Origin of the sequence: Paenarthrobacter nitroguajacolicus (genome assembly GCF_031455195.1) — a bacterium.
Lineage (GTDB): Bacteria > Actinomycetota > Actinomycetes > Actinomycetales > Micrococcaceae > Arthrobacter > Arthrobacter nitroguajacolicus_D.
Genome location: NZ_JAVDSH010000005.1, coordinates 233313 through 250808, shown reverse-complemented (window position 1 = coordinate 250808; position 17496 = coordinate 233313). Strand labels below are relative to the sequence as shown.

General features: G+C 62.4%; 16 protein-coding genes and 1 pseudogene. 14 read left to right on the top strand and 3 right to left on the bottom strand.

Going from position 1 to position 17496, the window contains the following annotated elements:
• Positions 1 to 240: 240 nt before the first annotated feature.
• Both J2Y68_RS13100 and J2Y68_RS13095 read right to left on the bottom strand, forming a co-directional pair.
• Entirely contained in the window at positions 241 to 822 is a 582-nt protein-coding gene (locus tag J2Y68_RS13100) for an RloB family protein (RefSeq protein ID WP_309994061.1), read from the bottom strand.
• Between the two features lie 77 nt (positions 823 to 899).
• Entirely contained in the window at positions 900 to 2210 is a 1311-nt protein-coding gene (locus J2Y68_RS13095; RefSeq protein WP_309994058.1) for an AAA family ATPase, read from the bottom strand.
• A 378-nt stretch (positions 2211 to 2588) separates the two neighbouring features.
• Here J2Y68_RS13095 and J2Y68_RS13090 point away from each other — a divergent pair, with 378 nt between their 5' ends.
• The 14 genes and pseudogenes from J2Y68_RS13090 (at position 2589) to J2Y68_RS13025 (ending at position 16245) form a co-directional block, all read left to right on the top strand.
• Entirely contained in the window at positions 2589 to 3392 is an 804-nt protein-coding gene (locus J2Y68_RS13090; RefSeq protein ID WP_309994054.1) for a hydroxypyruvate isomerase family protein, read from the top strand.
• A gap of 78 nt (positions 3393 to 3470) precedes the next feature.
• A pseudogene (locus J2Y68_RS13085) lies at positions 3471 to 4355 on the top strand (2-hydroxy-3-oxopropionate reductase); the annotation flags it as partial.
• Between the two features lie 125 nt (positions 4356 to 4480).
• Positions 4481 to 6256: a glyoxylate carboligase gene (gene gcl / locus J2Y68_RS13080; protein WP_309994052.1), complete on the top strand. Its 1776-nt coding sequence runs from the start codon at positions 4481 to 4483 to the stop codon at positions 6254 to 6256.
• Between the two features lie 28 nt (positions 6257 to 6284).
• Positions 6285 to 7451, top strand: coding sequence for a glycerate kinase (locus J2Y68_RS13075; protein WP_309994050.1), 1167 nt, complete (start codon positions 6285 to 6287; stop codon positions 7449 to 7451).
• Entirely contained in the window at positions 7444 to 8793 is a 1350-nt protein-coding gene (allB, locus tag J2Y68_RS13070; protein ID WP_055972580.1) for an allantoinase AllB, read from the top strand. The genes J2Y68_RS13075 and allB overlap by 8 nt, the downstream gene beginning before the upstream one ends.
• A gap of 10 nt (positions 8794 to 8803) precedes the next feature.
• A complete protein-coding gene (locus tag J2Y68_RS13065; protein WP_309994049.1) occupies positions 8804 to 9583 on the top strand; it encodes a winged helix-turn-helix domain-containing protein in 780 nt (259 codons plus the stop codon).
• A gap of 94 nt (positions 9584 to 9677) precedes the next feature.
• Positions 9678 to 10145: a thioredoxin-dependent thiol peroxidase gene (gene bcp, locus J2Y68_RS13060; RefSeq protein ID WP_257369550.1), complete on the top strand. Its 468-nt coding sequence runs from the start codon at positions 9678 to 9680 to the stop codon at positions 10143 to 10145.
• Positions 10146 to 10291: 146 nt separating this feature from the next.
• A complete protein-coding gene (locus J2Y68_RS13055) occupies positions 10292 to 11398 on the top strand; it encodes a PP2C family protein-serine/threonine phosphatase (RefSeq protein ID WP_309994048.1) in 1107 nt (368 codons plus the stop codon).
• 20 nt (positions 11399 to 11418) lie between these two features.
• Positions 11419 to 13395 carry a glycosyltransferase family 2 protein gene (locus J2Y68_RS13050; RefSeq protein ID WP_309994047.1) on the top strand — a complete coding sequence of 659 codons (1977 nt, stop codon included), beginning with the start codon at positions 11419 to 11421 and terminating at the stop codon, positions 13393 to 13395.
• On the top strand, positions 13385 to 13717 hold the full coding sequence (locus tag J2Y68_RS13045; RefSeq protein WP_309994046.1) for an STAS domain-containing protein: 333 nt from the start codon (positions 13385 to 13387) through the stop codon (positions 13715 to 13717). Before J2Y68_RS13050 ends, J2Y68_RS13045 begins: the two co-directional genes overlap by 11 nt.
• Complete coding sequence (locus tag J2Y68_RS13040; RefSeq protein WP_309994045.1) at positions 13710 to 14129, top strand: ATP-binding protein; 420 nt, start codon at positions 13710 to 13712, stop codon at positions 14127 to 14129. The genes J2Y68_RS13045 and J2Y68_RS13040 overlap by 8 nt, the downstream gene beginning before the upstream one ends.
• A gap of 201 nt (positions 14130 to 14330) precedes the next feature.
• Complete coding sequence (locus J2Y68_RS13035; protein ID WP_309994043.1) at positions 14331 to 14888, top strand: hypothetical protein; 558 nt, start codon at positions 14331 to 14333, stop codon at positions 14886 to 14888.
• Positions 14889 to 14962: 74 nt separating this feature from the next.
• Complete coding sequence (locus J2Y68_RS13030) at positions 14963 to 15973, top strand: C2 family cysteine protease (RefSeq protein WP_309994035.1); 1011 nt, start codon at positions 14963 to 14965, stop codon at positions 15971 to 15973.
• Positions 15974 to 15981: 8 nt separating this feature from the next.
• Positions 15982 to 16245, top strand: a complete 264-nt coding sequence (locus J2Y68_RS13025) for a hypothetical protein (protein ID WP_309994034.1) — start codon at positions 15982 to 15984, stop codon at positions 16243 to 16245.
• A 135-nt stretch (positions 16246 to 16380) separates the two neighbouring features.
• On the opposite strand, the gene J2Y68_RS13020 is transcribed toward J2Y68_RS13025, so the two are convergent.
• Positions 16381 to 17475, bottom strand: a complete 1095-nt coding sequence (locus J2Y68_RS13020; protein WP_309994032.1) for a pyridoxal-phosphate-dependent aminotransferase family protein — start codon at positions 17473 to 17475, stop codon at positions 16381 to 16383.
• Positions 17476 to 17496 lie beyond the last annotated feature (21 nt).

The following is a 17496-nucleotide window of genomic DNA, read 5'->3' as shown; positions in this document are numbered from 1 at the left end:
GCGACGATGGTCCTCGCCGCCGTGCCCTTGCCCACTCTATCGACTGGAATGCCGGCTTCTGATCTTCATCCAACACTGACAACCGATCCAACTACTCCACACGGAGGAATCCAGGGCGGCTATTCGCACGAGTCGAAATAGCCAGCACGTTAGTCCTCCAAAGCGCAAGCAGATCCGACACGGCCGACAAACCAACGAGGTAGATGCATGCTCGCCCTACGGCTTTAGCCCTGCACTAGATCAAAGAGACAACTCAGTATTGTTTGAGGAGGCACGAGCGCCGTCCAGAAGCAGACGAACCAATTCATCTATGTTCGAACTTGGATTGTCGTCCGGATGAGACTTTCCGTCTCGTTCATGCATTACCCGATTACCTTGGGAGCGTTTCTCAGCGATTTCAAATTGACCCACCAGCTTTGTCCAGTCGATCGACTTATCCGTCGCTCCAGATTTCATACGCCACTTGGTCACAATATCCTTCGTCTCAGCAAAAGCAGAATGATCCACTAGGTGCAGAAGAAGCCAGATTTCGAAACATGGATTGCTGATAGCCATGGAGACACCTTGTCGTTGAGCAAGTTCCATGGCCGCCGGCAACTTTGCATGACGATCTACGTCCACTGCCACCCATGTAGCATCATATCCACCGGATTCACCAAAGGCAGATACTTCTTTGTCTCGTAGTTCGACTGCCTTCTGAACCAATCGTTGTGGATCCACCTTTCCCGGAACGCACTTTACACTGACACCAAAAGAATTCAATTGAGTTCTGACGAACTCAAAGTACTGCGGTTCACTTACTTCACCTTCAGTGACTATCAAGACTTTTAGGTACTGGGGCCGGGAGCCCGCCCGCCTGGGTCTATTACTGGTCGGCTTACCAAAACTTCGCCTAGACACTAGCTGATCGCCTCCGCGTAGCCTTTGTCCGACGGGATTAGAGGCAACCCTCCAAACCTGCCTGACATGTAACCGCGGCGCAAGTTCTCATTCGGTCGCGGCTTGAAGTCACTGAATGCCGTCAAGTTTGTGGATCCGAAGTCGTCCTTCTGAGTGACCCATACTTGATCTCGATCCAGGCTCCCCGGCGTCGATCCCCCAGGATCTAGCAGTGAGGCCTCGTGTGTTGTGAAAATGATCTGCGCCTGAAGGGGATTCGTTGCGGGACTCTGGAAGAGCCTGACGAGTTCAGCTACAAGTAAAGGATGCAAGCTGGTATCGATCTCGTCGAAAACGCAGACGCCACCCGTTGTCAGCGCATCCAAAACGGCTTCGCCGTGCGAGAGAAGGGCCTGTGTACCTGTCGACTCGACTTCGAGCGGCAACCTATGAACACCTTCGCCGGCTTGATGCTCAAAGGAGAGTACGTATTTAGTATCCGCTTCCCATTGATCGAGGATGGTGTCAGCTCGCTTCTCACTCATTCCACTTGCAACGAGCTGGCCTCTTATTTCCTTACGCTGCTCGGGTGTCTGATCATTTACTTCAATATGCACACCCCTGATGCCAGTGTCACTGGCTCTTAAGATCTCCGTAAGCTGTCCAGCAAACTTCTTATCCTTAAACATGCGTGTAGAAAGTTTGCTGTGGGCATGTTCGTAGCCAGATGAGTTATAGATCAGCACATTGTCGATGAGATGCTCAAAAACCCTAGTCATCAGTTCATGAGCGTCGCTCGCTGCCGCCGAAAGGAACAGCGCATTTGGTCGGGTCCTTTTTGCTATTGAGTTATTCTGTCCCTTTAATGAACGACCAAATGTCCAAGATCCTTCATCGTTAACACCGCGCTCAAAAAGAACTGTGGGCTTTGCAGACTTGTAAACATAAAGCCACTCAGCCACGAACTCACTATCGTTGACACTGAAGCCATATTGGTACCTATCGCCATTCATAGCGAACTCCACCTCAAGCTCGGTGGGTTCATTGCGAGAGCCTAGATCAAGGAGGAACGGAGTGCGATCTATAGCTTCACCCGGCTCCCAGCCTTGCGACTTGCGGATACACCTCAGGAGGAATCGAAGCGCCTCGATAAAGGAGGTCTTTCCGGAAGCATTCGCTCCGTAAATAGAAACCACCGGGGTGACCAATCGATCCCACGCCTCGTATCCCACCCCGAGCTTCTCCGGTAAGGCAGGTCGCGTGCGTCTCAGGTTAAGTTCCTGGGGATCACGGATTGATCTGAAGTTTTTAACGCGTAGAGCGAGCAACATGAGGGCTCCTTGGGTTTCCTAGATGCACTCAGAGTGCACTCAAAGTATACGTCTCGTCGGAATCTTTACAAGATTCCACCTTTCAGTGTCGATTAGGAGCATCAAGCCAGCCCACTCAAGAGGACCCCCAGGCTCGGGCGCCGCAGCCCTCAAGGGATTGCCGCCTAGACCGGCACGCAGACTGGGGACTTCTTAGACAAGAATCTGGTATCCCAAACCCCCACCTCCCCACCCACCCCCTTGACTCCCACCCCCACCTTCCCTAAACTTTTCATAAAGCAGAATCTAAATTCCACAAAGCGGAAACTGAAGCCAAGCAACAAGGCAGCAGCAAGCATCCGGAAGATAGATCAAAGCCCCTCCTCGGAAGGACCTACGATGACGTACACAGTGAACTGCTCCATCCTCCTGACGGAGCTGCCCTTGCTCGAGCGCCCCGCCGCCGCGAAGGCAGCCGGTTTTGACGCCGTCGAGTTCTGGTGGCCCTTCGAGACCTCCGTCCCCACCGACGCACAAGTAAGCGAATTCGAGAACGCCATCAAGGACGCAGGCGTTCAGCTCACGGGCCTGAACTTCAACGCTGGCAACATGCCCGGCGGCGACCGCGGCCTGGTTTCCTGGAAGGGACGTTGCTCCGAGTTCAAGGACAACATCGACGTCGTAGCCGGCATCGGTGAGCGCCTCGGCTGCAAGGCCTTCAACGCCCTCTACGGCAACCGCCAGGACGAGTTCACCCCTGAAGAGCAGGACGAACTCGCCGCCAAGAACCTCGCCGCAGCAGCGGAAGGCGTCGCCCGCATCGGCGGCACCGTCCTCCTCGAACCGGTCAGCGGCGCACCCAAGTACCCGCTCCTCACCGCCGAAGACGCACTCAAGGTCATCGCCCGCGTCAAGGCAGAATCCGGCGCACAAAACATCAAGCTCCTCGCCGACTTCTACCACCTGGCAGTCAACGGCGACGACGTCGAATCCGTCATCGAGAACCACGCCAAGGACTTCGGCCACATCCAGATCGCCGACAACCCCGGCCGCGGGGCTCCCGGAACCGGCACGCTCCCCCTCGGCGAATGGATCGCCCGCAGCCGCGAACTCGGCTACGACGGCTACATCGGCCTCGAGTACAAGGAACCGCAGGAATCGGCTTTCAGCTGGGCCATCCGCCAGCGCGCCAACGCCAACTAGCAAACGACGGCGCCACCCGCCTAAGCGGCTGACTCGCCATCCAGCACACCTGAGCTAAAAAGACTTTCAAGAAAGAGAACCACAATGAGCAACGTTGCAGTCATCGGCCTCGGAATCATGGGTCTCCCCATGGCCATCAACCTCGTCAAGGCCGGCCACACGGTCACCGGTTTCAACCGCAGCCAGGACAAGATCGACAAGCTCGTCTCCGAGGGCGGCCAGGGTGCTACCAGCATCGCGGACGCAGTCAAGGACGCCGACGTCGTCATCACTATGGTCCCGGACTCCCCCGATGTTGAGGGTGTTGTCAGCGGCAAGGACGGCGTCTTCGCCAACGCGAAGAAGGGCACCATCTGGATCGACGCATCCAGCATCCGCCCGGACGTCGCCAAGCGCCTCTCGGACGATGCAGTTGCAGCCGGCATCCGCCCGCTTGACGCCCCTGTATCCGGTGGCGAGCAGGGCGCAATCGACGCCGTCCTGTCCATCATGGTCGGCGGCGAAGCTGCAGACTTCGAGGCAGCACAGGATGTCCTCAACGCAGTGGGCAAGACCATCGTCCACGTCGGCCCGTCCGGCTCCGGCCAGACCGTCAAGGCAGCCAACCAGCTGATCGTGGCCGTCAACATCCAGGTTCTCGGCGAGGCCATCGCCTTCCTTGAGGCCTACGGCGTAGACACCGACGCAGCGCTGAAGGTCCTGGGCGGCGGCTTGGCCGGCTCCAAGGTCCTCGACCAGAAGGGTCAGAAGATGCTGGACCGCAACTTCGACCCCGGCTTCCGCCTGGCCCTCCACCACAAGGACCTCGGCATCGTCACCTCCGCAGCCCGCGAAGCCAACGTCTCCGTCCCGCTCGGCGCAGTCGTCGCCCAGCTCGTCGCCGCAACCGTCAACCAGGGCGACGGCGGCCTCGACCACTCGGGCCTCTTCAAGCAGGTCCTCCAGCTCAGCGGCCGGAAGTAAGCCCAGAGGCACCAAGCAACGAAAAGCAGGGAACCCGCCGTCGTACCTAAACGACGGCGGCTCCCTCACCACACCCAAAAACACCACAGACTTCGCCCGTAAGGGCAAAAAACAAGGAGTACACCATGGCTAAGATGCGCACCGTTGACGCGGCAGTCGCCATCCTGGAAAAGGAAGGCGCCACCGAGGCTTTCGGCCTGCCAGGCGCAGCGATCAACCCCTTCTATTCCGCAATGCGTGCCCACGGCGGCATCCGCCACACGCTGGCCCGCCACGTTGAAGGCGCCAGCCACATGGCTGACGGCTACAGCCGCGCAGCTGATGGCAACATCGGCATCTGCATCGGCACGTCGGGCCCCGCCGGCACGGACATGATCACCGGCCTGTACGCAGCATGGGCAGATTCCATCCCCATGCTCTGCATCACCGGCCAGGCACCCGTTGCCAAGCTGCACAAGGAAGACTTCCAGGCCGTGGACATCGAGTCCATCGCCAAGCCGTTGACCAAGTTCGCCATGACCATCCTGGAGCCGGGCCAGGTTCCCGGCGCGTTCCAGAAGGCGTTCCAGCTGATGCGTTCGGGTCGCCCGGGCCCGGTTCTGCTGGACCTGCCCATCGACGTTCAGATGGCCGAGATCGAGTTCGACATCGACGCCTACGAGCCCCTGCCGGTGGAGAAGCCCAAGGCTTCCCGCAAGCAGCTGGAAAAGGCTTTGGACCTGCTGACCGCAGCCCAGCACCCGCTGATCGTTGCCGGTGGCGGCATCATCAACGCCGGCGCTTCGGCCCAGCTGGTTGAGCTGGCTGAGATCCTGAACGTTCCGGTTATCCCCACGCTGATGGGCTGGGGCGCCATCCCGGACGACCACCAGCTGATGGCCGGCATGGTTGGCCTGCAGACCTCGCACCGCTACGGCAACGAGACGTTCCTGCAGAGCGACTTCGTGATCGGCATCGGCAACCGTTGGGCCAACCGCCACACCGGCGGTCTGGACACCTACACGGCCGGCCGTAAGTTCGTTCACATCGATATTGAGCCGACCCAGATCGGTCGCGTTTTCTCGCCGGATTTGGGCATCACGTCCGACGCCGGTGCGGCGCTGGACGGTCTGTTGGAGCTGGCTCGCGAACGCCAGGCCGCCAAGACCCTGCCGGACTACTCAGGCTGGGTTGCCGAGTGCCAGGAGCGCAAGGGCTCCCTGCACCGCAAGACCAACTTCGACAACGTGCCCATCAAGCCGCAGCGCGTGTACCAGGAGATGAACAAGGCATTCGGCCGCGACACCACCTACGTGTCCACCATTGGCCTCTCGCAGATCGCCGGCGCACAGATGCTGCACGTGTTCGGTGCCCGCAAGTGGATCAACGCTGGCCAGGCCGGCCCGCTGGGTTGGACCGGTCCCGCTGCCCTGGGCGTGGTTCGTGGAACCCCGGACGCCACCGTTGTTGCCCTGTCCGGTGACTACGACTTCCAGTTCATGATCGAGGAACTGGCCGTTGGCGCACAGTTCAACCTGCCGTACATCCACGTTGTGGTGAACAACAGCTACCTGGGCCTGATCCGTCAGAGCCAGCGCGGCTTCAACATGGAACAGAACGTTTCCCTGGCCTTCGAGAACATCAACAGCCCGGAGACCAACGGCTACGGCGTTGACCACATCAAGGTTGCCGAGGGCTTGGGCGTCAAGGCCATCCGCGTTGAGGACCCGAACGATCTGCCTGCCGCTTTCGACAAGGCCAAGGCACTGATGGGCGAGTTCAAGGTTCCCGTGGTGGTTGAAGTGATCCTGGAAAAGATCACCAACATCTCCATGGGCGTTGAGATCAACGGCGTGAACGAGTTCGAAGAGCTGGCAGAAACCGCGGCGGACGCACCCACCGCGATCCTGACCAAAGCGTAAGTAACAGTAAAAGAAAGGAGGCACCGGAATGCGTGTTGTCATCGCCCCGGACAAATTCAAGGGCTCGCTGTCCGCGCCCGACGTCGCCAAGCACCTGGCAACAGGCCTGCAGGTGGGGTTCGGCCAAGGCATTGAAGCAACACGCATTCCGGTGGCCGACGGCGGCGAAGGAACCATCGACGCCGCCATCGGCTCCGGCTTCACCCGCCGGACCACCACCGTCACCGGCCCGCTCGGCGAGCCAGTAAAGGCCGACTTCGCGGTGCGGGACCAGGAAGCTGTCATCGAAATGGCGGCGGCTTCCGGTCTCGCCCTCCTCCCGGACGGCCCCACGTCTGAAACAGCCAGGACCGCAACCAGCATCGGCACGGGCGAACTCATTCGGGCCGCGCTGGACCTCGGCTGCCGCAAGATCATCCTGGGTGTCGGCGGCAGCGCCAACACCGACGCCGGCGCGGGAGTCCTGCAGGGCCTCGGCGCCGTCTTCCTGGACGAGAACGGCAACGAGCTCCCCGGCGGCGGTGCCGCCTTGGCACAGCTGAATAGCATCGACTTCTCCAACTTCGACGTCCGCGTCGAAGCCACGGAGTTCGTGTTGGCGTCCGACGTCGACAATCCCCTTTTGGGGGCCAGCGGTGCCCCAGCCATCTTCGGTCCGCAGAAGGGCGCGACGCCGGACGACGTCACCTCGCTCGATGCGGCACTGAGCCACTTCGTCGACGTCCTCGCAGCAACCACCGGGCAGCATGCCAAGTACGCCGCCAAGGCAGAAGGCGCTGGAGCGGCAGGCGGCGTTGGCTACATTGCCATAGCGGCCCTGAAGGCAGAGCGACGGCCGGGTATCGACGTCGTGCTTGAATTCACGGAACTGGAAGAACGGCTCAAGGGCGCCGATCTGGTGATCACCGGAGAAGGCAGCCTGGATGAGCAAAGCCTTCTCGGCAAGACGCCCATGGGTGTCTCACGCGCCGCGCAAAGGAACGGCGTTCCCGTGATCGCAGTGTGCGGCCGGAGTACCCTGAGCCGGGAACAACTCACGGATGCCGGCTTCCATACGGTCCACGCACTGACCGATCTGGAAAAAGATGTCCAAAAATGTATCGCTGAAGCAGGTCCGTTGCTTGAACAATTAGGTAGGCACATAGGCGTGTACCTGGCAGAACGGACCGAAAACAAGGAGTACCTCAATGTCTGAAGCAATCGGCGCCTATGACCTCGTTATCCGGGGCCAGCGCATCCTGACCACCGCAGGCCTCGCAGCACGCGAAGTTGGCATCCGCGACGGCGTCATCGTCGCCATCGAACCCCTGGGCAACGGCCTGACGGGCGACGAGGTCATCGAACTCGCAGACGACGAAACCCTCATCCCCGGCTTGGTGGACACCCACGTCCACGTCAACGAGCCCGGCCGTACCGAGTGGGAAGGCTTCGCCTCCGCCACCCGTGCCGCAGCTGCCGGTGGCGTCACCACCATCATCGACATGCCGCTGAACTCCATCCCGCCCACCACCACCGTGGACGGCCTGGAGCAAAAGCGCGTAGTCGCCAAGGACCAGGCGTTCGTGGACGTCGGTTTCTGGGGCGGTGCCATCCCTGGCAACAAGAGCGACCTCCGCCCGCTGCACGACGAAGGCGTCTTCGGCTTCAAGTGCTTCCTCCTGCACTCAGGCGTGGACGAGTTCCCGCACCTGGACGCGGATGAGATGGAAGAGGACATGAAGGAACTCAAGTCCTTCGACTCCCTCATGATCGTGCACGCCGAGGACTCCCACGCTATTGACCGCGCCCCGCACCCAGGCGGCGACCACTACGAAACCTTCCTGGCTTCCCGCCCCCGCGGCGCCGAGAACAAGGCAATCGCCGAGGTCATCGAGCGCGCCCGCTGGACCGGCGCCCGCGCCCACATCCTGCACCTCTCCTCCTCCGACGCGCTGCCGATGATCGCCTCAGCAAAGCGCGACGGCGTCAACCTCACCGTTGAGACGTGCCCGCACTACCTGACGCTCATGGCCGAAGAAATCCCCGACGGCGCCACGGCCTACAAGTGCTGCCCGCCGATCCGCGAAGCCTCCAACCGCGAGCTCCTCTGGAAGGGCCTGCAGGACGGCACCATCGACTGCATTGTCTCGGACCACTCCCCCTCCACGCTGGACCTCAAGGACCTGGAGAACGGCGACTTCGCTGTTGCCTGGGGTGGCGTTTCCTCGCTGCAGCTGGGCCTGTCCCTGATCTGGACCGAAGCCCGCCACCGCGGCATCCCGCTGGAGCAGGTCGTGTCCTGGATGGCCGAGAAGCCCGCCGCCCTGGCCCGCCTGCACAACAAGGGCCAGCTCGCCTTGGGCTACGACGCCGACTTCTCCATCTTCGCCCCGGACGAAGCCTTCGTTGTGGACGTCACCAAGCTCAAGCACAAGAACCCGATCACGCCGTACGACGGCCGTCCGCTGGCCGGCGTCGTCCGCAAGACTTACCTGCGCGGAACCCCGATCGACGGCCAGAACCCCGGCGGCAAGCTGCTCCGCCGCGGCAACGTTTAGGTCAACCGCCATGGCAGTCAATGCCTACGGGCCGCCGCCGTCGCGAGGACCCGCAGCACGCGGGTCCTCCGCACGGCGGCCCGGCCAGAACCCTCGGAGCCTCAACGATCGCAACGGCCTGACAGCTCACGGCCTCGCGCTCTGGGTCAACCCGGCCGAGGGCGACGAGATCGATCCTGAGGTCTGGGAACGGGCAGCACGCCTTGTGCTGGCCCGTGCCATGAAACTTGCCCCGGAGGCGGAAGTCCGCATCTGGCCCGCCCCCGGGGCAGAGCACTCCGGCGTCGGCGACACTTCCTGGGGCGGCACTCCGCAGGAAGCCGCCGACGCCGGTACCAAGTCGGCGGCGACCGTGACACTCGCGGACGCCCTCGCGGAGGCGCGTTCGGAAGCCGCTTCCGACGGCGGCGACGGCGCCTCAGCGGGCGGCAGCACCGCCGTCGAGCCCGTAACGTTGGCCAGCCGCCGCAGCCAACTTGCGGTGGACCTGGCCGCTGAAGTAGTCCTGCTGGATGGGGAGCCCGTTTCCTTTACTGGCATGGAATACAAGCTGCTGCGCTACCTCGTGGTGAACTGCTCCCGGGCCATTGCACGTGAAGAATTGCAACGCTTCCTGGAGTCATTTGACCTCCCCGGCGCGGCATTTCGCTCGATCGACGTTTATGTTGGAAGGGTGCGGCGGAAGCTAGGCTCCGCCCGACACACCGTCGCCACCGTCCGTGGTGGCGGCTACCAGTTCGTGCCAGGGCCTTATGCCACAGTGCGCGGACCTGCGGAATACAGCATCTGATTTCGCTGTTCTACTTCATTGACTTCGTTCTTTGAATGATCGCTGTTGTTTGAAATGACCGCCGGTGCACACCGGTTGAATGTAAAGGATCGCCATGACCCAGAAACTCCTCGTCGGAACGCAAGCACCTGATTTCGCGCTTCTCGACGCCGACGGCACCAAGGTCTCGCTGTCCGACTACCGCGGACGCAACGTCATTGTGTACTTCTACCCCAAAGCAGCCACCCCCGGCTGCACCACCGAGGCTTGCGACTTCCGCGACAACCTCGCCAGCCTGCAGGGCAACGGCTACGACGTCATCGGGATCTCCCCCGACGGCCCCGAGGCCCTCGCAAAGTTCACCGGCGAATTCGCGCTGACCTTCCCGCTGCTCTCCGACGAAGACCACAAGGTTGCCCTGGCCTACGGTGCCTGGGGCGAGAAGCTGGTAGACGGCGAAATCGTCGAGGGCATCGTCCGCTCCACCGTTGTCCTGGATGGCGAAGGCACAGTCCAGCTCGCCCAGTACCAGGTTTCTGCGCAGGGCCACGTCCAGGCGCTGAAGGAAGAGCTGGGCGTCTAACCCTCTCTCACATCCCGCCTGCTTGAGGGAATCCCTCTCTCACATAACTGCACAAATCATGTAACGCCCGCTCACTTTTGTGAGCGGGCGTTTCATATGTCGTGACTAAACGTGACAAATACCCAGCCGCATTAGTTAATGGAGCCATGGCCTCAACCTCGTCTCCACGCCACGCTGTAGTCGTCGAAGATGACGCCGACATCCGCGGGCTCCTCGTTCTCATCCTCGAGCAGCTCGACTTCGTGGTGACAGAGGCACCCGATGGCCTTTCCGGCGTCGAGGCCGTCCGGTCCACCAACGCCGAACTGGTGACGCTGGACATCAACCTCCCCGACATCGACGGCATGGAAGTCTGCCGCCGGCTGCGGGAATTCTCGGACGCCTACGTCCTGATGCTCACAGCCCGCGCAGATGAGATCGACCGGCTCAACGGCCTGGACACGGGCGCCGATGATTACATCAGCAAGCCCTTCAGTCCCAAAGAAGTCCAGGCCCGCATCCGCGCGCTGTTCCGTCGGGCGCGCACCCCTGCCGCTCCCGCCGAGGATCAGCGCCAAGCCGATGAACTTGAACGGGCGGCCGTGGTCCAACAGAGCCTCCTCCCCCGGGAGACGGTCCGCGTTGAGGGTTACGACGTCGCTGGTGCCTTCCGCCCGACCCGAAGCGTTGGTGGGGACTTCTACGACTGGTACCAGACCCACGACGGCATGCACCTGACGTTCGCCGACGCCATGGGCAAGGGAATGGGCGCGGCATTGATCGCAGCGACCGTCCGGGCCGTGATGAGGTCGGTTGCGGACACGCCGGCGATTGCTGACGCGTTCGGCTCGGCCAGCGCCACTATCACGTCGGACCTGGACCAGTCCGGCTCATTCGTCACCATGTTCCACGCACGGCTGGACGCTGCCTCCGGAAGGCTCAGCTATATCGACGCCGGTCACGGCCTTGCGCTGCACGTTCCGGCGGAAGGGACGGCTCAGCGGCTGGTCTCAGCCGGTCCGCCGGTGGGAATTCTCGACGACCAGCTGTGGCCGGCCGCGGAACTTGAGCTGGAGCCCGGAGATTCCCTGGTGATCGTCAGCGACGGGGTGCTCGATGCTCACGCCTCCCTTGAAGAATTCCTGGTGAACGTCGAAAAGGTGACACGTAACGGAGCTACCTCGGACGAGGTCTGCGCCGCCCTTCTGGAGTTGGCACCCGCCGACACTGCAGAAGATGACGTGACCGCCGTCGTCGTTCGCCGTAAACACTGAGCCACATTAAAGGGGGGATTGTGACACGTTTCTGGACCCGGCTTCTGGTTGTCCTCACGGTCATTTTGGGCGTCAACTATGTGGCCTGGCGGTGGTTGGCTTCGCTGAACTGGGATGCATGGTGGATCGCCGTTCCGTTGGTCATTGCCGAGACGTACAGCCTGATCGACGTGATGCTTTTCGGCTTGACGGTGTGGAACCTCAAGATCCGCAAGCCGCCTCCCCCGCCGCCCGCCGACGCCACCGTCGACGTCTTCATCACCACCTACAACGAGCCCCTGGACCTGGTCCTGACCACGGCCTTGGCCGCCAAGGACATCCGGTGGCCGCATAGCACCTGGATTCTCGACGACGGCAATCGCCCCGAGATGCGCGAACTCGCCGAATCGAACGGGATCGGCTACGTGACCCGCGGTGCGGACTGGACACCGGACATGCCGCGGCACGCCAAAGCAGGAAACCTCAACAACGCGCTCATGGTCACCTCGGGCGAGTACTTGCTCATCCTCGACGCCGACCAGATCCCGGAACCGGACATCCTGGACAAAACGCTGGGCTACTTCAACGATGATCGCGTAGCACTCGTCCAAACGCCGCAGTATTTCATCAACGTCCCCGCGGACGATCCCCTGGGCAGCCAGGCTCCCCTGTTCTACGGCCCCATCCAGCAAGGCAAGGACGGCTGGAACGCTGCGTTCTTCTGTGGCTCCAACGCGATCCTGCGCCGTGAAGCCCTCATGCAACTGGGTTTGGTGGGCTACGTCAAAGCCACCGAGAAGAGTGTCCGTCGGGCATTGAACGCCTCCCGTTCGGCCATCAAGAAGGCGCGCCGTTCAGAGGAGGCCCGTAACCCGCTGGTGGAGCAGATGCTCAACGAGGTGGAAGCTGCCACCAATACGGCCCAGCAAGAACTCGATGCACGCGTGTCCCTCAGCGAGATCACGTACCGCGTGCGCCGCAAAGTGGACGAAGCCGTACGCACCCTGGTCGCCGCGGACTTCTCCGCACTGCAGTCCGACCTCGAAGAAATCGCGGCGATGGAACTCGCCCACGTCGGCGAGTCCGGCGTGACAACTGTGGCGAGTGACGCCGTCGACCGCATGTCCGGGCGCGACTGGTCGCCCCTGGGCGCGCTCGAATCGGTCCACGCCGTGCTGGACGCCATCTCCGTGGAGCGCACCGACGAAGCGCAGCCGATCATGCCGCTGGCCACCATCTCGGTCACCGAAGACATGGCAACGGCAATGCGCATCCACGGGCTCGGCTGGAAGAGCGTGTACCACCACGAAATCCTCGCCAACGGACTCGCGCCCGAGGACCTCAAAACCATGCTCACCCAGCGACTCCGCTGGGCGCAGGGCACCATGCAGGTCCTCCTTCGCGAAAATCCGCTGGTCCAGCCCCGGCTCTCCTGGGGACAACGGCTCATGTACTTCTCCACCATGTGGAGCTACCTGAGCGGGTTTGCGGCCGTGGTCTATTTCGCTGCGCCGATCATTTACCTGACGCTCGGCATCCTCCCGGTCAGCAGCCTCAGCTACGACTTCTTCATCCGCTTCATCCCGTTCATGGTGGTCAACCAGCTGCTGTTCGTGGTGGCCGGGCATGGCATCCCCACGTGGCGCGGGCAGCAGTACAGCCTTGCGCTGTTCCCCACCTGGATCAAGGCATGCACGACGGCTGCCCGGAACGTCTGGTTCGGGCGTCCCCTCGGGTTCGCGGTCACCCCCAAGGCCCGCCAGAGTGGCGGACCGAGTTGGAGCCTGATCCGGCCACAGATCATCGTGGCTGTCCTGCTGGCCGTGGCGTTGGTGGTGGGCATCGCCCGCCTGCTGACCGGGCTTTCCGAACCGTTGGGCACGTTGGTGAACGTGGCGTGGGTGGCGTTCGATCTGGTGGTCCTGAGCGTCCTGGTGAAGGCAGTTTTGTACAAGGGTTTCGTGCCTGAGGATGTTGGGCGGCAGCGCCCGGAGGAAAGGAATGCAGATGCAGTTTAGCTATGAGGTCAAGGACTCCTACGCCGAAGTTAAGAGCGTGGGCCGTTTGAACATGGTGGCCGCGCCCAAACTCCGCGAAGTGGTAGCCGAGGTGGTGGCCGGAGGCTCAAGCCGGGTGGTGGTGAACCTGGCTGAAACCGACTTCATGGATTCGTCCGGGCTGGGCGCACTCATCGGTTGCCTCAAAGCAGCGCGCCAGGCCGGCGGAGACCTCCGCATCGCCGGGGTCCAACCGCAGGTGAAGATGGTCCTCGAGTTGACCAACATGGACCGCGTGCTCACGGCCTACCCTTCGGCTGAGGAAGCTTTCGGCGATGACTGACGTGATCGCCCGCCGGGGCTACCGTGGCCAGTCCAACGACGAAGCGATCGAGTCCATCCACAACGAACTGGACGCCTTGTGGGACGACGCATCCTTCGTGCCGGACATGGACCGGATGACCTTCGCCACCGCCGTAATCGAAGCCGCCGCCAACATCGTGCAGCACGCCCTGCCGGCTGCGGAGAAGCCCGTGGAGATCGACGTCGACATCAGCGTCCGGCCCAGCAGGCTGGTGGCCAGGGTCAGCGCTTTCAACGCCCGCGAGCCCTTCGCCGACGACATGCAGGCCAGTATGCCCGGCGAGGACGCGGAGTCCGGACGTGGGTTGGCACTCATCGAAGCCCTGGTGACCACGGTGACGTTCGAGCGCCAGGACGGCACCAACACCTGGATCCTCACCCGCAACACCTGACCCTCCCTCACATCCCACCCCCTTCCCGCCAACCCTCCCTCACCTCCCACCCCCTTCCGCCCAACCCTCTCTCACCTCCCACCCCCTTCCCGCCAACCCTCCCTCACATCCCACGGGTTGTTCTCCCCATCGCCATACCCAAGCCGGCGTGAAAGCATTCGGTGAGAACCGCCGTCGGGCGCTCAACGAACTGGGGATCCTATGAACCGCCGTCTGGACCGAAAACCTTGGGCGCTGGCTGCTGCACTGTTGATGGCGACCGTTGCTGCGGGATGCACCACCACCCCCGACGGTCCCACCCGGGAACCGAGCAGCGCGCCTCCCGTCACCGCCAGTCCGGCTCCCCTGGCCGAGAGCGCCGACAAGTACGATTCGCTGCGCGCCGACCTCGTTGCCGCGCTGGAGAAACAGATGCCGGACATCACTTGGTCCGCGGATGATCCGGCACGCATGAGCCGCGTTCAAGACGGCAGGTGCGTGTTTTCCCCGCAGAGTATGAAAAGCAGCGCGGACATTGTGGAGCGTTCAAGGAACTTCGAAGAGGTCTTTACTGCCGCCGATCCCGTCCTCAAGAAGCACGGATTCCCAGCATTTGACGGCACTGACCCAGTCCCGGGCGGCTGGGTGGTCACCCGGAGCACTGACGGCGTCGGCGCCACTGTCACCATCGAATCGAAGAGCCCGGCCTACCTGCGGATCACCGCGCCGGTGGCGTCCGAACGCTGCGATACCAACGAACTGGCAGGGGGGGACAAATAATGCCGGGATTTTACGGTGCTGACATTGAACAGTTGCGGGCTCTCGCCAAGACGATGTCCAGACACTCAGAAAGAATGACCTCGTTGTCCCTTGAGCTGGGCAACCTCATCACCAACGCCCGCTGGGATGGTCGCGACGCCGCGACATTTCGGGCTTCCTGGAACTCCGAGCACCGGCCAATGCTGAAAAGGATCTCTGCCGAGCTGCACAATCAAGCACGTGAGCTGGAGCGCAATGCGGACCAGCAAGACACCAGCAGCTCCGGTGCCTCCGGTTCGGACGGCTCAGGCAAGGGCGACTCCAACCCACCCGGCGACCCCGGGCCCCTGAACCCGGACGCGCCCGACGTCGATGTTCCCGGCGATGTTCGAAAGGACCCCGACGCCGGTGACCCCAGCGACATCCGTCAGGGCCAGATCGGTGACTGCTGGCTACTTGCCGGAATCGGTTCGGTGGCCCAGGAATTGGAGCGCCAAGGCAAGCTGGACGAATTCCTCGAGTCGCACATGCGACCAGTCGGCGACCCGCCCACGCACTGGGTTGTCACCCTGTACGAGGACGGCGAACCCGTGGAAGTGACTGTGGAGGCCAAGTCCACGGAGGGCGGGGTCCGCGGGGCCGACGGCGAGCCGAACTGGCTGTCCATCTACGAGCGCGCTGCCGCTGAACACCGGGGCGGCTCCTACGATGACATTGATGGCGGCTACAGCAACGAAGCCATGGAACTGATGACCGGTAAGTCCGCGGATAAGGACGGGGAACTGAACCTGGACGAAATCGAGGACAAACTTTCGGACGGCAAAGCGGTCTCGGTAGGCACCGAAGATGTGAAAGACGACGACTTCGACTGGTTCTGGGAATCTGAAGAGGTCAACCGCACAGATGTGGTCCCCAACCACGCGTACATGGTGGTGGATGTGAAAACCAACGACGACGGCCAGAAGGTCATCGTGCTGGCCAACCCGTGGGGGCCTTCAGGCGGTTACATGGAGGGCGACAGCGACCACAAGTCCGGAACGCTGGAACTGACCGAAGATGAGTACAAGGAAAACTTCGATTCCGTGTACTCCGTGGATGTGAAGTAGGGATGGCCGTGGAACAGCTGGTAACCGTGAAACAAGGAATGCAGCCAACCTTCGACGGCGTGAAAGTTGGCGTGGTGAAGATCGGCATCGCCGAAGGAGCCCCTGCAGTACAGTTCTGGATCCGGACGGCAGAGCAGGAACGGAAGCAGGCCTTCCGGGAGGGCCAGTCCGTCACCCTCCCCGGAGCGGGGATTCTCACCGTCACCGGCATCCATCCCGACGACGACTCGGCCCTCGCCTCGGTGACGTTAAAGTACGACACCGGGATGTGAGAGAGCGTCACGCCCAAACAGGCGGAACGTGAGAGAGCGTCAGGCCCAAACAGGCGGAACGTGAGAGAGCGTCACGCCCAAACAGCCGGAACGTGAGAGAGCGTCAGGCCCAAACAGGCGGAACGTGAGAGAGCGTCAGGCTTTGGCGAGCGCCTCCTTCAGCGCGCCCAGCACCAGTGTCACCGACGCACTGTTGGCGTTGGGGCCCATCATGCCGATCCGCCATACCGTGTCCGCGTATTCCCCCACCCCCGAGCCAATTTCCATACTGAAGTGCTCCAAAAGGTAGGCGCGTACGGCAGCCGAGTTCACGCCGTCGGGCACTTTGACGGTGGTGAGGCTCGGCAACCGGGAACCTTCGGCGGCGAACAGTTCCAGCCCCATCCCCTGCAGCCCGTTCTGCAACGCGTCACCAGCGGCGCGATGCCGGGCCTGCACAACGTCCAGCCCTTCGGCGAGGATACGGTCCAGCGCAGCTTCGAGGCCGGCGATCATGGTGACCGGCGCTGTGTGGTGGTAGGTCCGGGCACCACTGGCCGCGCCGACGTAGCCACCGAGCAGCCCAATATCCAGGTACCAGGAGCGCGGGTCCTTAACGCGGCGTTCGAACGCGCGGTCGGACACCGTGAACGGCGACAATCCCGGCGGGACGCCTAAGCACTTCTGCGTGCCCGCGTATCCGACGTCGATCCCCCAGTCGTCTGCCAGGAGCTCCAACCCGCCGATCGATGTGACAGCGTCCGTAATCAGTAGAGCGTCGCCCTTTCCGGCGCCGAGTGCGGCGATGTCGGAGAGCACGCCTACGGATGTCTCAGCGTGGACCGCCGCGATCACTTTCGGATGAGGGTGTGCCGAGAGGACCCGGTCAGCATCCACGGGCTGCCCCCATTCGTGGTCGACGCGGACCACTGCTGCCCCGCACCGCCGGGCGACCTCGCACATCCGTACCCCAAAAAGTCCGTTAACAGCGATGACTGCCACGTCGCCGTCGGACACGGTGTTCACGAAAGCCGCTTCCATCCCGCCGGAACCGGTAGCGCTCAACGGAAGCGTGCGCGCGTTGGAGGTGCCCCACACTGTCCGGAGGCCCTCGCAGGTGTGGTCCAGCCGCTCAATGAACACTGGGTCCAGGTGGCCTAGCACGGGGTACGCCAAGGCGGCCATGGCTTCGGGGTAGCAATTGCTCGGGCCGGGACCGAACAGGAACCTGGACGTCAGAATGTCTGGCATGTGGAACTCCTTCAGCTGGTA

Coding starts and splice junctions, on each gene's coding strand:
- J2Y68_RS13095 (WP_309994058.1), bottom strand. CDS start 2,210: ATGTTGCTCGCTCTACGCGTTAAAAACTTCAGATCAATCCGTGATCCC.
- J2Y68_RS13090 (WP_309994054.1), top strand. CDS start 2,589: ATGACGTACACAGTGAACTGCTCCATCCTCCTGACGGAGCTGCCCTTG.
- gcl (WP_309994052.1), top strand. CDS start 4,481: ATGGCTAAGATGCGCACCGTTGACGCGGCAGTCGCCATCCTGGAAAAG.
- J2Y68_RS13075 (WP_309994050.1), top strand. CDS start 6,285: ATGCGTGTTGTCATCGCCCCGGACAAATTCAAGGGCTCGCTGTCCGCG.
- allB (WP_055972580.1), top strand. CDS start 7,444: ATGTCTGAAGCAATCGGCGCCTATGACCTCGTTATCCGGGGCCAGCGC.
- J2Y68_RS13065 (WP_309994049.1), top strand. CDS start 8,804: ATGGCAGTCAATGCCTACGGGCCGCCGCCGTCGCGAGGACCCGCAGCA.
- bcp (WP_257369550.1), top strand. CDS start 9,678: ATGACCCAGAAACTCCTCGTCGGAACGCAAGCACCTGATTTCGCGCTT.
- J2Y68_RS13055 (WP_309994048.1), top strand. CDS start 10,292: ATGGCCTCAACCTCGTCTCCACGCCACGCTGTAGTCGTCGAAGATGAC.
- J2Y68_RS13045 (WP_309994046.1), top strand. CDS start 13,385: ATGCAGTTTAGCTATGAGGTCAAGGACTCCTACGCCGAAGTTAAGAGC.
- J2Y68_RS13040 (WP_309994045.1), top strand. CDS start 13,710: ATGACTGACGTGATCGCCCGCCGGGGCTACCGTGGCCAGTCCAACGAC.
- J2Y68_RS13035 (WP_309994043.1), top strand. CDS start 14,331: ATGAACCGCCGTCTGGACCGAAAACCTTGGGCGCTGGCTGCTGCACTG.
- J2Y68_RS13030 (WP_309994035.1), top strand. CDS start 14,963: ATGACCTCGTTGTCCCTTGAGCTGGGCAACCTCATCACCAACGCCCGC.
- J2Y68_RS13020 (WP_309994032.1), bottom strand. CDS start 17,475: ATGCCAGACATTCTGACGTCCAGGTTCCTGTTCGGTCCCGGCCCGAGC.